Source organism: Gelidibacter salicanalis, assembly GCF_007997285.1.
Classification (GTDB): Bacteria; Bacteroidota; Bacteroidia; order Flavobacteriales; family Flavobacteriaceae; genus Gelidibacter; species Gelidibacter salicanalis.
In genome coordinates, this window is sequence record NZ_VORX01000001.1 from 657506 (window position 1) to 670864 (window position 13359).

The 13359-nt window shown below is 37.6% G+C and carries 13 protein-coding genes; 7 read left to right on the forward strand and 6 right to left on the reverse strand.

From position 1 onward, the window contains the following. Positions 1-40 precede the first annotated feature (40 nt). The 3 genes from ES711_RS02870 to ES711_RS02880 all read right to left on the reverse strand — a co-directional run bounded on the left by ES711_RS02870 (position 41) and on the right by ES711_RS02880 (position 3938). Positions 41-841 carry a hypothetical protein gene (locus ES711_RS02870; protein ID WP_146889643.1) on the reverse strand — a complete coding sequence of 267 codons (801 nt, stop codon included), beginning with the start codon at positions 839-841 and terminating at the stop codon, positions 41-43. A gap of 176 nt (positions 842-1017) precedes the next feature. Continuing rightward, positions 1018-2310, reverse strand: coding sequence for an MFS transporter (locus ES711_RS02875; protein WP_146889645.1), 1293 nt, complete (start codon positions 2308-2310; stop codon positions 1018-1020). Continuing rightward, complete coding sequence (locus ES711_RS02880) at positions 2310-3938, reverse strand: acyl-CoA carboxylase subunit beta (protein WP_146889648.1); 1629 nt, start codon at positions 3936-3938, stop codon at positions 2310-2312. The genes ES711_RS02875 and ES711_RS02880 overlap by 1 nt, the downstream gene beginning before the upstream one ends. Before the next feature lie 166 nt (positions 3939-4104). Between ES711_RS02880 and ES711_RS02885 the strand changes: the two genes are divergently transcribed. From ES711_RS02885 to ES711_RS02895, 3 genes are read left to right on the forward strand one after another with little or no spacing between them, the layout of a single operon-like run. Further along, complete coding sequence (locus tag ES711_RS02885) at positions 4105-4461, forward strand: DoxX family protein (RefSeq protein ID WP_146889651.1); 357 nt, start codon at positions 4105-4107, stop codon at positions 4459-4461. 1 nt (position 4462) lies between these two features. Further along, a complete protein-coding gene (locus ES711_RS02890; protein ID WP_146889654.1) occupies positions 4463-5029 on the forward strand; it encodes an NADPH-dependent FMN reductase in 567 nt (188 codons plus the stop codon). Positions 5030-5065: 36 nt separating this feature from the next. Beyond that, complete coding sequence (locus ES711_RS02895) at positions 5066-5503, forward strand: MarR family winged helix-turn-helix transcriptional regulator (protein WP_146889657.1); 438 nt, start codon at positions 5066-5068, stop codon at positions 5501-5503. A gap of 22 nt (positions 5504-5525) precedes the next feature. Here ES711_RS02895 and ES711_RS02900 read toward each other — a convergent pair whose 3' ends face one another. After that, positions 5526-6713 (reverse strand): MFS transporter, encoded by a 1188-nt coding sequence (locus ES711_RS02900; RefSeq protein WP_146889660.1) that lies wholly within the window; start codon positions 6711-6713, stop codon positions 5526-5528. Positions 6714-7023: 310 nt separating this feature from the next. Here ES711_RS02900 and ES711_RS02905 point away from each other — a divergent pair, with 310 nt between their 5' ends. After that, positions 7024-7206: a CAL67264 family membrane protein gene (locus ES711_RS02905; RefSeq protein ID WP_066435655.1), complete on the forward strand. Its 183-nt coding sequence runs from the start codon at positions 7024-7026 to the stop codon at positions 7204-7206. 78 nt (positions 7207-7284) lie between these two features. Then, positions 7285-8976, forward strand: coding sequence for an energy-dependent translational throttle protein EttA (ettA, locus tag ES711_RS02910; RefSeq protein WP_146889663.1), 1692 nt, complete (start codon positions 7285-7287; stop codon positions 8974-8976). Between the two features lie 294 nt (positions 8977-9270). On the opposite strand, the gene ES711_RS02915 is transcribed toward ettA, so the two are convergent. Both ES711_RS02915 and ES711_RS02920 read right to left on the reverse strand, forming a co-directional pair. Next, positions 9271-9504, reverse strand: coding sequence for a hypothetical protein (locus ES711_RS02915; protein WP_146889666.1), 234 nt, complete (start codon positions 9502-9504; stop codon positions 9271-9273). A gap of 127 nt (positions 9505-9631) precedes the next feature. After that, positions 9632-10417 (reverse strand): MBL fold metallo-hydrolase, encoded by a 786-nt coding sequence (locus tag ES711_RS02920; RefSeq protein WP_146889668.1) that lies wholly within the window; start codon positions 10415-10417, stop codon positions 9632-9634. 174 nt (positions 10418-10591) lie between these two features. Here ES711_RS02920 and ES711_RS02925 point away from each other — a divergent pair, with 174 nt between their 5' ends. After that, entirely contained in the window at positions 10592-11935 is a 1344-nt protein-coding gene (locus ES711_RS02925; protein ID WP_146889671.1) for a coiled-coil domain-containing protein, read from the forward strand. A gap of 192 nt (positions 11936-12127) precedes the next feature. Then, a complete protein-coding gene (locus ES711_RS02930) occupies positions 12128-13198 on the forward strand; it encodes a hypothetical protein (protein ID WP_146889674.1) in 1071 nt (356 codons plus the stop codon). The last annotated feature ends 161 nt before the right edge of the window (positions 13199-13359 follow it).

Sequence of the window (13359 nt, forward strand, 5' to 3'; positions counted from 1 at the left end):
TTAAATTGATAAATTAGCGCTTCATCTCATGAGGTTGTTTTTATTTACCAGCTTCATCTCCGGTAAGATGAAGAAAATACATCCGTTGTCCCGTTTTTTGTAATACTTCTTGTGCTCTTGCGTGCTGTTCGTCAAAAGTTTTGAGGTCAGTCCCTTTACATATTCCATAAGAATAGTGATACTTTAAAAGTTCCAAATCCATAGCCGTCAACTTTTTATTCGGTGAATAACAATTGGAGAAATAACTATCACAGTCAAAGTCACCGATAAATTTAAAATGTCCAAGAGATTTGATGAAGAATTCTCGCATTTTAAATTGCAATAAGTCTTCACTTGAGTGCTCATCTCTATCTAACCGTAGGGCACCTCTATAAATCTTATTGTGGTTCCAAGAAATATAATAATCAGACCTTTTATTAGTATACATTCGCGGTTCGTATTCATAATCACCAGCATAATAGATGGCGTAATTGGAATCTTCTAACTTTTTTACCGTCTTAATTTGTAAAGAATCCACGGCCTTGTCAATCTGTTTCACAAAGGACATAAACTCCTTTTTAGTTTTTCGAGAAACACTTTCTGAAAAGAAGATATTGATGTCATTTTTCCAATATTTCATTGCAGTTTTATTGCTATACCTGTTATTCTTATGTTGAAAGGCTACCTTTCTATAATAAGAGAGAAATGTAGAATCCTTTGGCTCATAAGGCACTCTAACGCCTTCGGGAAGTGATTGATCTGCTAACAATACCAAAGTATCATTCTCAATAATTCTGAAATTTAGCGTATCATTTTTAGTCAATGGTTCCTTGAATTGAGTTTTGTAGATGTGTATTGGCATGTACCTTTTGACAACAGATATGGTTTGAGTTTGAGCAAAAACAATGGAAGTAAAGATAAGTACGGTAATTGTTATTATAGACTGTTTCATGAGTATAAAGGTAAGTGAACGGAGTTCAATTTCATTTTTTATCTTATATGTTGAGATCCTAAAATTTCAAAAAAAGAACGGTAAAATCACCGCACTGATTCAGCGAATCTATTTTTTTTTCTGGTCACTACCGAGAATGCCAAAGCCGCGGCGAAACCAATCACTGAAAAAGCGGCCATTCCTAAAAATACATGCTGATGTCCTAATTCTCCCGGCGAATTATCTAACAGTAAGCCGATCAATGGACCAGCAAAAATATCAGGAGTATAGCCCACTACTGAAATAAATCCGACAGCAGTGCCAGTGATGACTAGTGGCAAATTGGCTTCTTCCATTATGGCAAAATAGAGCACTCGGGTGGCATACACTCCAATGGCCATGAAAATTATTGAAATGACAAAAAGGCCAATGGTAGCATCTGAAATTATGCCTGACGCAAATAACAAACTGCTCAGTAGCATGATAACAAATCCGATAATGATCCATAAAGAAGCGCGTGTTCTATCAGCCAAAAAGCCTATGGCAACGCCAGTAACAGGGCGTACATAGAGTAGGTAAGTGCCAATTTGGGCCGATTTGACGGCATCAAATTTTAAAACATCCTTGGCGTACAGACTAAAAATATCGGTCACTTTATAGCCTACATAAGCGCATAAAATGATCAGCATCATCAACCATACGGATGGATATTTTAAAACTGCTTTAAAATTTTCTAAAGAATAAACCTTATGCGGAGAACTTGCTGATTCAAGATTGTCCGATAACGGTTTAAGGAAATAAAACACTAAGATTCCAATCAGTGTCACCATTCCAGAGGAGATCCAAATCACATACTTAAAAGCGTTTTGCCGCTCTAATAGTGAGGCTGAAGACACGTCAACCGTCAGCATATAAGAAAAAACCAAGACGCCTAATGAGCCAAAACTGGCTGCTACAAGTCCTCTGCCGCCATCTAAAAATCCGAAAGCTAATCCTTGTTTACTTTGTCCGCCCCAAACTCGGGTAGCTTTAATCATAGGGGCCCAAAACAAGAAAATGGTCGTAAAACCATAGTAACCGTAAAGTATTTTCAGGGTGTTATAGGACGGAAAGGTTGCCATGTAAAATCCGCCCAATGCAGTCATAAACAAGGCAACAGCCATCAAAGTTCTTGGCGCATATTTGTCGGCTAATGAACCGCCAAAAAAGTAGGAGAGTAGTGCAACAACACCGTACACAGAGAAGCAACTGCCAAGTTCAAAATTATTGATGTCAAAGACCTCCAGAAATGTAGGTCTAAAAATTCGGGCTAAAACAAAGGGAAGCACAAAAATGGCTTCCCCTGCTAATATGAGTAATAGGATAATGTATAATGATTGCTTAGGTTTTGTAGCCTCCATTACACCTGGAGTACCCCCATATTGAATTTCTTTTCAACAGGAGCATGGTTGGCGGCTTCAATACCCATACTGATCCAAGTTCGTGTATCTAAAGGATCAATGATACCGTCCGTCCAAATGCGAGCCGCCGCGTAATAAGGAGATACTTGATCATCATAACGGTCTTTTATTTTTTTGAAAAGTTCGTCTTCCTGCTCTTTAGTGATGGTTTTACCTTTCTTTTTAAGCGAGGCGGTTTCAATTTGCAGCAAAACTTTAGCGGCACTATTGCCACTCATTACGGCTAATTCTGCACTTGGCCATGCCGCAATCAATCGTGGATCATAAGCTTTGCCACACATGGCGTAATTACCAGCACCGTAACTGTTGCCAATGATAATGGTGAATTTTGGAACCACCGAGTTGCTTACCGCGTTTACCATTTTAGCGCCATCCTTAATTATTCCACCGTGTTCACTTTTACTGCCCACCATAAAACCGGTCACGTCTTGTAAAAAAACTAACGGAATTTTTTTCTGATTACAATTCGCTATAAATCGCGTGGCTTTGTCAGCGGAGTCGTTATAAATCACACCACCAAATTGCATTTCGCCTTTGGCAGTTTTTACGAGTTGACGCTGATTGGCGACAATTCCCACGGCCCAGCCGTCAATTCGGGCATAAGCGGTTATGATGGTTTGTCCGTAGCCTGCTTTATATTCATCATATTCTGAATTATCAACCAAGCGTTTGATAATCTCATACATATCGTACTGTTCCGCACGACTTTTTGGAAGAATTCCGTAAATGTCTTCAGGATTTTCCTTTGGCTTGATGGCTTTAGCGCGGTTAAAACCCGCTTTGTCATAATCGCCAATCTTGTCCATGATATTTTTAATGGTATCTAAAGCGTCTTTATCATCTTTGGCTTTATAATCTGTTACCCCAGAAATTTCGCAATGGGTAGTGGCACCACCCAAAGTTTCGTTATCAATAGTTTCACCAATAGCCGCCTTCACCAAATAACTTCCTGCAAGAAAAATACTTCCCGTTTTATCAACAATTAAGGCTTCATCGCTCATGATTGGTAAATACGCACCACCGGCAACGCAACTGCCCATGACCGCAGAAATTTGAGTTATGCCCATGCTGCTCATAATGGCGTTATTTCTAAAAATACGTCCGAAGTGTTCTTTATCAGGGAAAATTTCATCTTGCATTGGTAGATAAACACCTGCAGAATCTACTAAATAAATGATTGGTAATCGGTTTTCAATAGCAATTTCCTGAGCCCTTAAATTTTTCTTTGCCGTAATAGGAAACCAAGCGCCTGCCTTAACAGTGGCATCATTAGCCACCACTAAACACTGTACGCCTCTAACATAACCCATTTTTATGACAACACCACCAGACGGACAGCCTCCGTGTTCTTCATACATACCTTCCCCAGCAAAAGCGGCAATTTCAATCGATTTCGCTTTAGGGTCTAAAAGATAATTTATGCGCTCGCGAGCGGTCATTTTACCTTTTTCATGATGTTTATCGATGCCTTTTTGTCCGCCACCTAATTTTACTTTGGCAAGGCGTTGACGTAAAGCAGAGAGCAAGAGTTTGTTGTGATCTTCGTTTTTATTGAAGTTAAGGTCCATTACAAATGTTTTAGTTGTCGCTAAAATACGAACTTTAAAAGTTATATAAAAGAAGGAGATGGGCTTATACCTAAATAATTCTCCTATTAAGTAACCTAGGTAATATATTCCTAGGTAAATAAATATTTTTAGTCTATATTTGCATCTTGAAATAATATAAAACATTATGAAGACTAACAAAATAATTTATTACGCGTCCACAGGATTGTTAACTGCCCTACTACTGTTTTCAGCAGGAATGTACTTTTTTAACTATGATGAAGTTTCAAAAATGTTCATCAGTTTTGGCTATCCAACCTATCTCATTTATCCCTATGCTGTTATTAAATTGTTAGGTCTGATTGCCTTGTGGAGTGTCAGTTTAAAAGTAGTTAAAGAATGGGCATATGCAGGGTATTTCTTTGCTTTTGTCTTAGCATTTTTTGCGCATTATATGATTGGTGATGGCGAGCAAATGGCTGCAATTATAGCCTTAGTTTTGTTGGTGGTTTCTTATATTTACAACAAAAAAATAGCAAAATAATATGAAGCATATCATCGCATTCGCAGGAAGTAACAGTTCAGAGTCCATAAACAAACAGTTGGCTACCTATGCTGCCGGATTAGTTGACGAGGTAGAAACTACTATTTTAGACCTTAATGATTTTGAATTGCCACTATTTGGAGTAGATCTTGAAAAGAAAATAGGAATCCCTGAGAATGCTCATAATTTTCTGAATCAGATTAGAAATGCAGATGGGATTATCTTATCACTTGCAGAACACAATGGTGCCTATTCCACCGCGTTTAAAAACCTATTTGATTGGATGTCTCGTGCTGAGCAAAAGACCTTTATGGGCAAACCCATGTTATTGATGGCGGCGTCACCAGGAGGTAGAGGGGGAGCCTCTGTTTTGGCAATTGCGAAAGATCGGTTTCCAAGGCATAACGCAGAAATTGTAGCAACGTTTTCATTACCAAATTTTAAAGAGAATTTTAATGAGGGTAAAGTGACCAATAGCAGCTTGAATTCTGAATTATTAGAAGCTGTTAACGCTTTCCATGATGCGATTTTTAAGAGTGAATTGAAAGGCACAAAGACTGATATATAAAGATCCAAATAACAATTATATAGTATCTACTGAAGCATGGGTGATTTATCAAAAGAGCTGAATTCTAAATTTTCCAATGCCAAAATTAAGGCAATGATTAATGTCCTGTACACGGCAAATTGGATTACAAATTTTCAGAATGAATTTTTTAAACCTTTTGGAATCTCGCCGCAACAGTATAATATCCTAAAAATTTTAAAGGGAGCCAATGAGCCTTTAAAAGTACAGAGTATTAAAGACCGGATGATTGATCGTTCTCCAAATGCCACACGGTTAATGGATAAGTTACATGCCAAAGACCTGATAAAAAGGTCACCATCCTCTGATGATAGGCGTGTCGTTCTTATTGAAATCACAGAGTTAGGTAAGACCTTATTGGGCTCTATTTCGGGCGATTTTAATGACGATTTGGTCAAAAACATCACTGAAGATGAAGCGCAATTATTAAGCGATTTATTGGATAAAATGCGATAGTAGCATTAATAATAATGATGGCTTATTCCGGAATGCGCGCTGATGACAGTGCTACTTTTTTGGACTTACTTTTCTTTAACAGGACTATGCCAATCGCAATCAAAACTCCCGTTCCAGCCATGGCCGCACCAACCCAATCCGCAGAGGTATACCCATAACCCATAGCGATAGGCAACCCTGCAAAATAAGCACCGGAAGCATTTCCAATATTAAAAGCACTTTGATTTAATGAAGAACCTAGTGTTTCTGAACCCTTTGATGCTTTTATGATCAGCATCTGTATAGGTGTAGAAATGGAGAACGTCACGATACCAATGATAAACGTCATTACTAAGACCATAACTTTATCACTGGCGATTAAGGCGTTTATGGACAAACATATGGCCATTAATACCAGTACTAGCGTTACAGTATACAATGGCGAAAATTTCTCCGTAAGTTTGGCGCCGACAAAATTACCAATCACCATTCCCAATCCCGCCAGTACCATGGCGTAGGCCACCACATTGTCAGCATGTCCGGCCACTTCAGTTATTAAAGGTGAGATATAGCTGTACCATGCGAAAAATCCGCCAGTGCCAATGGTTGTTAGTAATATGATGAGCCAAAGCTCTAAGCGTTTAAATATTTTTAATTCGCTTAAAAATTTAGTTTCTGACGATTTCTCTAATAAAGGCATCCAAAATTTAACGCCTAAAACGGCAGCCACACCCACAACACCAACTAATAGGAAAGACATGCTCCAATCGAGATTTTTACCCAAATACGTGCCTAATGGTACACCTAAAAGGTTCGCAAAGGTCAATCCGCTAAACATAATGGCGATGCCCTGTGCCTCTTTACCTTTTTTGGATAATTTACCAGCTACAACAGCGCCAATTCCAAAAAATGCACCGTGAGGTAATCCTGATAAAAATCGTAATACCATAAAGGAATTATATCCTGTCGCAAAAGCTGAAAGTGTATTAAACACGGTAAACCACAACATGAGTACCAATAAAACCTTGTTAGCAGGCCACTTGCTTCCAAATCCGGTTAGGATTGGAGCACCAACGACGACGCCTAGAGCGTAGGCTGAAATGAAATGTCCAGCTTCGGGAATGCTAATGTTAAACGCATTAGCTACATCTGGTAAAATACCCATGATGACAAATTCCGTTAGTCCTATTCCGAACCCACCAATAGCTAAGGCTAATAAAGCTTTATTCATGTCCTATTAAATTTTAATGCTGAGAAAAATAAGCGGCAAATTTAAGGTCTTGCATGTTATTAGTAGCACGATTCCGGATAATAAAAAGTTAATTTAAGAGTTGGTAAAATTACGTTGTTGAAATTATGGGATACACAGTTAAATAGCTATTATTTTAAATAAATGTAATTTTTAGTACGCTAGAAAGCATTTAATAATTATAACTTTAATGAAGATCGGTTTTTTATAAAAATCCTTTTAAAATCCCACTTTAAGAGCATTTTTATGTTAAAATAATCGATATTTGTAATTCCCATAAAAATGAAGATTTATGTCAATGAATAAAAATACGGTGTTGGCTTGGGCCACAACAATCATGATTATAGTTGGAGTTGCATTAATCGCTCTTGGCGCATTCAGATATGATGATGTCGCTGGATACGGTTTTGCATCAGTGGGTATTGGCTTCTTTGCCATCGCTTGGGTATTCAACGCACTGAAGGGACGGGTTTAACATTACTAGTTTCAATCCCTACCAAACATTTAGGCCATAAAAGCCTAATTACATATTAACTACTAACTTATTTTAGAAATGAGCGACGACAAAAAAATAATTTTTTCGATGCGAGGTCTTACAAAGACTTTTAAAGGTGCAGATACACCGGTGTTGAAAAATATTCACTTGAGCTTCTTCTATGGAGCTAAAATTGGAATTTTAGGACTTAACGGTTCAGGAAAATCTACACTTTTAAAAATTATTGCAGGACAGGATAAAAACTATCAAGGAGACGTCACGTTTCTTCAGGATTATTCTGTAGGATTCTTAGAGCAAGAGCCACAATTAGATGATGATAAAACAGTGATGGAAGTGGTGCGTGAAGGTGCTGCTGAAACCGTTGCTATTCTTGATGAGTACAACAAAATCAACGATATGTTTGGTTTGGAAGAAGTCTATTCTGATCCGGACAAGATGGAGAAGTTGATGAACCGTCAAGCAGAATTACAAGATAAAATTGACGCTTCTGATGCGTGGGAATTAGATACCAAGTTGGAAATAGCCATGGATGCTTTAAGAACTCCAGATGGCGATAAGAAAATTGGTGTCCTTTCCGGTGGTGAGCGTCGCCGAGTAGCATTATGTAGACTATTATTGCAAGAGCCAGATGTGCTACTTTTAGATGAGCCTACCAACCACTTGGACGCTGAGTCTGTGCATTGGTTAGAGCAACATTTATCACAATATAAAGGAACAATCATTGCCGTAACCCACGATAGATACTTCTTGGATAACGTGGCAGGTTGGATTTTAGAATTAGATAGAGGTGAGGGGATTCCGTGGAAAGGAAACTATTCGTCTTGGCTTGAGCAAAAATCGACCCGTATGGCGCAAGAAAGTAAAACAGCTTCCAAACGTCAAAAAACATTGGAACGTGAGTTGGATTGGGTACGTCAAGGAGCTAAAGGTCGTCAAACCAAGCAAAAAGCGCGTTTGAACAACTACGACAAATTGATGAATCAAGATCAGAAACAACTTGACGAAAAATTAGAGATTTACATTCCTAATGGTCCGCGTTTGGGAACTAATGTTATTGAAGCGGTTGGTGTTAGTAAAGGTTTTGAAGATAAATTGCTTTATGAAGATTTAAATTTCAACTTGCCTCAGGCAGGAATTGTTGGTGTGATCGGTCCGAATGGTGCTGGTAAAACCACCATTTTCAAAATGATTATGGGTGAGGAAAAGCCAGATAAAGGCGAATTTGTAGTAGGGGAAACTGCAAAATTGGCTTATGTAGATCAAAAACATTCCAATATTGATCCTGAAAAATCAATCTGGCAAAACTTTAGCGATGAGCAAGAGTTAATTCTGATGGGTGGCAAACAGGTCAATTCAAGAGCTTACTTAAGCCGATTCAATTTCTCGGGAAGTGAGCAAAACAAAAAAGTAAAATTGCTTTCTGGTGGTGAACGTAACCGTTTGCATTTAGCGATGACGCTAAGGGAAGAAGGTAACGTATTGCTTTTAGATGAGCCTACTAACGACTTGGATGTTAATACATTACGCGCTTTGGAAGAGGGTCTTGAAAACTTTGCTGGTTGTGCGGTAGTGATAAGTCACGACAGATGGTTCTTAGATAGAATTTGTACGCATATTCTAGCATTTGAAGGCTATTCGCAAGTCTATTTCTTTGAAGGTAGTTTTAGTGAATACGAAGAAAATAAGAAAAAACGTTTGGGTGGCGATTTGACACCAAAACGAATTAAGTATAAAAAATTAGTTCGCTAATTAAAAATGCCGCTCAATGAGCGGCATTTATTTTATGTAGGAGTATCAAAATCATTAGTGTCCAGTAAAATAAAAAACAAACTAACAAACCAATTTTAAGCAAGAGACAATACATTTAAAAAATGACACTTTGCTTTTTAGAAACTATTTCTACCGAGAGTGTTTGGGTGAATTTAAATTAAATTGACATTGCTTGTCAATTAGTTGCAACAAGTCTTTGTTCTTGATTCTAGAAGCGCAGCGGTCTTACTTCTTTAATGGACAACGTAGTATCAAAATAATTATTTATAGTGCTTACTTATTATCATACAAATGACCTTCCGTGAAATCTTTATAGCCTTCATCTACTTCTGCTTTAAAAGCATCACTCTCTGTCAGGCGTTTATTTTCCGCTTTTAATTTGTACATCTTAATCACTGCTATGGCAATAAAAAACAAGAATACAGCAGCAGTAATAAGAAGGACAACGGTAAGTTGTTCTGTGCTTACCAGCAACGGACGATTGATAATATATTGGATAGCAGGCATGATTTTAATGTAATTCGATTTGCTTTGATGACCAAATATACACTATTAATTAATTGACTAACTGTTTCATCTTAAAAACTTTATGAAATAAAAGTGTTTTTAATCGTCAGGATTGTTTGTTTAACGATTACTTATACCACTCTATTTGAACCACTTCAATGTCAGAATTTTCTTTATTTACCAATGCTTTAAATTGCTTCACATCGCTCATACCATCAGTACCTCTAAAGTGATATGGATACACTTTTTTGGGTTTGAAGTCCAGCACGGCACTTGCCGCACTTTCAACGGTCATCGTATAAGGTAAATTCATGCATACAAAAGCGATATCGATATTTTTAAGTTGTCGCATCTCCGGAATATCTTCAGTGTCTCCAGAAATGTAAATTCGCTGTTCCCCTAAAGATAGCACATAACCATTTCCTCTTCCTTTTTCATGAAATTTTAAGGATTCTGGTCTCAAATTGTACATCGGGATCGCTTCAATAGAGTAATTCTTAAAATCTTTAGTATCACCATTATGCATTACAACAATTTCATTAACGTTAAGCTTGGGTAATTTATCTTTTACAGCTTGAGGGACGACAAGTATGGTCGAGTCTAAAGTCATTCCTTGTAAGGTATTGACATCTAAATGATCGCCGTGAATATCTGTAATCAATATGTAATCTGGCTTTTCTTGATCAACAAATGCTTCAGCTCCGCCAACAGGATCTACGTAAATAACCACATCCTTATAAGCTAAAATCAATGATGCATGTTCAATGGGGATGACACTTACGGAATCCACCGCAGTAGTTTTGTGCATATCATTCGCCGTTTCAGATGCCATTTCTACAACTTTTTCAGTGCTGTCTTTACAGCTGACCGTTAAAAGGATTGCCATAATGGCGATAGGGAATAGTCGTTTCATTTTATAAGTTTTTGTTTGCTTAAAGATACTGACTTTCAAAGATATTTAAGAAGTGTGTAACATATTTGTAAAATCACTACTAATAATTAAAGGAGTAATAATTTTGAAACCCATATTTTTTAACGAAATTGCTACTTACTAAAATATGTCCAACGCACTAAAACAAATTACCATATGTCTGATGATTTTGATTTATTAGAAACCAATTCCAACGAAAAAACAGGAAAAGTAGATGTCAATTGGGGAAAAGCAATTGATACGATGAAATCTAAATTGGCTCAAGAAGATGATCCGCAATCGCGTCAAAAAATTCTCAATGCTACCTTGGATGATGTCGTGCATATGGCCGAAAAAGATAGAACAACCTTGTTGGATGCCATTAAGGATTTAACTGATTATCAGGATGAAGTTGGTATCATATTCGAAAAATTCTCTTCCCTAAATCCCGATGAACAACGCGTTATTGATGAGGCTCAGAAAGCTTTAGAACGTGCCCGTATTGAATTGGAGGACGCTCGTAATAAACCAGATACCTGGTGGAACAACCTATGGGGTCGTAAAAGTAGAATTCAAAAAGAGGAACAAGAATTTAAAGAAGCAGAAAAAGTACGTGCCGGCGCTGATAATAAAGCCAAGGCAATGTTTCAGGAGCGTATTGAAAGTGCCGATGTACAAACCTTGTTAAGCGAATTATCATTTAAAAGTCAAGCTGCAGTTTCTCGCTTAAAAAATAGAGAAGTTGAAATAAAAGAAGTTGAGGAAAAACTTCAAGTCGCTATTGTGGAAGCGACTAAAAATCATACCCGCGCCTTAGAAAAGAAAAAGGAAGTAGAAGGAAAGCTTGATGAAAATTATGCGTTGTTGAGACAGGCACGTCAGGAGTTGGAAGAAATTGTAGATAAACAATCCGCTGATTACGCCCAAGCCGTAGGGAAAGTAACAACCCTAGAACAAAAAATTGAGGAGTTGGAAGGTCTTAAAAACGCCTACACCACGCTGGCAGCCAGTAAAGACAGTTTTGTACACAAGCATAATCTGACCATAAAAGTATTGACTTCTTTACGTAGTAATTTACAAACACACCGTGCCAAATTAAAAAGTGATACAGAAGAGCGTCTGAAATATTATGACGGTTATGTGGTAGCTTTAAAAGCGCGTACCGATCAGGAATTTGCCGCTATTTTAGAACATTTGGGAGTAAAGACCGATGAGCATATTGGTGAAACTTTAGCTTCAATGCATACTGCAAGTGCTAAAGCGCGTCAGGAAATGATGGAAAACATTCCGGTGCACGAAAAAGTGATGCAAGGTGTGTACAGCAGTTATGCTGAAGCATTGCAAGAAATTCGCGCTAAGGATAGTGATATCCAAAAGAATTTTGCTGAGCGTTATGGCATCGACATGAAAGAGATTTTTGAAGATTACTATAAAGCGGATGCTACTAAACCTTCAGGAACTCCGGAGCCTGGCAAACCAACGCCTAAATCTGAAAATTCAGGCGACGAGCTGTTATCTTAAAAGTAAAGCAGGAATGGTTGCTGGTTTAATTTGGGCGTTCCCACGCAAAAAAGCGTGGTCAGGTTTTCCGCTGTATCTTTTTTCTGAAATAGAAAAAAGGATGCCGCTCCAACCCTTAACGCAGCTCAGGATTGAAGATGCAATTCAGGCTTCTATTACTTAACTTTCAATACTCATTTTAACCCTACTAAAGTGTCCATAAATCACATTGTAACACCATTAGATTCTGCCTACCTCGATTCTAAGTCGCAGTATGTATTCTATCATAAAATGGTCGATTTTGCTTTGAAGGAATTAATTGTAACTGCTCAACACAATCAGTTGTGTACCACGCAAGAAATTATTTTCTTTAAACAATATGCTGATTTGTTGTTGTATTCCATTGAAGCCATGCGGGTCAAATACATGTATGACGAAGAGGAGAATATGAAAGTGGATTTAACAGAGTCTGGTTTTCCAAACTATTTAGAGTTCCGTTATCTATTTAACGACCTGTCCTTAAAGGAGAACTACGTCAATAAACTTAAAGATGTCAGCGAACTTCAAGAAGAGTTTTTAGATTCGTTATTGAGAAAAAAAGAACCCGTTAGCCGAACTAAATTGTTCCAAGCGGCTTCAATTATGTATTACACCTCTGTAGAACAAAAATTTATTTTCAATCGGTTTGTTCAGGGTAAAATCATTAAAGCACCCGAAGGTTCAGAAGGTGCATTTATGACCAGTTGGAGTTTCTTTGATGTGGGTTGTAACCGTCCGTTTGTGTGCTATATGTATTTCGATTTTGAAGGCAGTACTATAGACGCCGTAAAAGAATTAGTGTATGAAGTGCTAAAGACCACTGCAGATAGAGAAATGAATCTGGATGTGATGGCCTACGGGATTGACAGAAAATTAAAAGATATCAAACCAAAACACATCAAACGTATTGATTTAGGACCTTTCCATAACGTATTTGCTAAAGACGAAAACCTGATTACACATACGATTTTAGAAAGTATTGCAGCAAAAGATGTGCCTTTAGAATCCTATGCTTTGTCACTAAAAATTGATGAAGTAACGTCGGGAGGCGAATTTACAGAAGGGGGTTATTTCTCAAAGCAAACTTTACAAAGATGGAATCAACCTGTCAATAAAAGTTACGTATTGGCGCCACATCGCATCATTCAATTGCTATATAGTAAAAGACCAGAAATTATGAATGGATTGGAAAAACCGCCTATTCAGATTGCGGATTTGCAAAATTCAGTAGGCAGTAGGCAGTAAACAGTAGGCAGTAAACAGTAAAACAGTTGGCAGTAAATAGTAGGCAGTAAGAAGTATACAGTTGGCAGTACGCAATATGAACAGTAATATTAAATTTAAATTAACCCGGTAAACTGAATACTGAAAACTGAGGACTGAGGACTGAATACTGAAGACTGAGG

Bases quoted from the DNA above. Each gene is read 5' to 3' on its own strand.
- ES711_RS02870 (WP_146889643.1), bottom strand. From the start codon at position 841: ATGCCAATACACATCTACAAAACTCAATTCAAGGAACCATTGACTAAA.
- ES711_RS02875 (WP_146889645.1), bottom strand. From the start codon at position 2,310: ATGGAGGCTACAAAACCTAAGCAATCATTATACATTATCCTATTACTC.
- ES711_RS02880 (WP_146889648.1), bottom strand. From the start codon at position 3,938: ATGGACCTTAACTTCAATAAAAACGAAGATCACAACAAACTCTTGCTC.
- ES711_RS02885 (WP_146889651.1), top strand. From the start codon at position 4,105: ATGAAGACTAACAAAATAATTTATTACGCGTCCACAGGATTGTTAACT.
- ES711_RS02890 (WP_146889654.1), top strand. From the start codon at position 4,463: ATGAAGCATATCATCGCATTCGCAGGAAGTAACAGTTCAGAGTCCATA.
- ES711_RS02895 (WP_146889657.1), top strand. From the start codon at position 5,066: ATGGGTGATTTATCAAAAGAGCTGAATTCTAAATTTTCCAATGCCAAA.
- ES711_RS02900 (WP_146889660.1), bottom strand. From the start codon at position 6,713: ATGAATAAAGCTTTATTAGCCTTAGCTATTGGTGGGTTCGGAATAGGA.
- ES711_RS02905 (WP_066435655.1), top strand. From the start codon at position 7,024: ATGTCAATGAATAAAAATACGGTGTTGGCTTGGGCCACAACAATCATG.
- ettA (WP_146889663.1), top strand. From the start codon at position 7,285: ATGAGCGACGACAAAAAAATAATTTTTTCGATGCGAGGTCTTACAAAG.
- ES711_RS02915 (WP_146889666.1), bottom strand. From the start codon at position 9,504: ATGCCTGCTATCCAATATATTATCAATCGTCCGTTGCTGGTAAGCACA.
- ES711_RS02920 (WP_146889668.1), bottom strand. From the start codon at position 10,417: ATGAAACGACTATTCCCTATCGCCATTATGGCAATCCTTTTAACGGTC.
- ES711_RS02925 (WP_146889671.1), top strand. From the start codon at position 10,592: ATGTCTGATGATTTTGATTTATTAGAAACCAATTCCAACGAAAAAACA.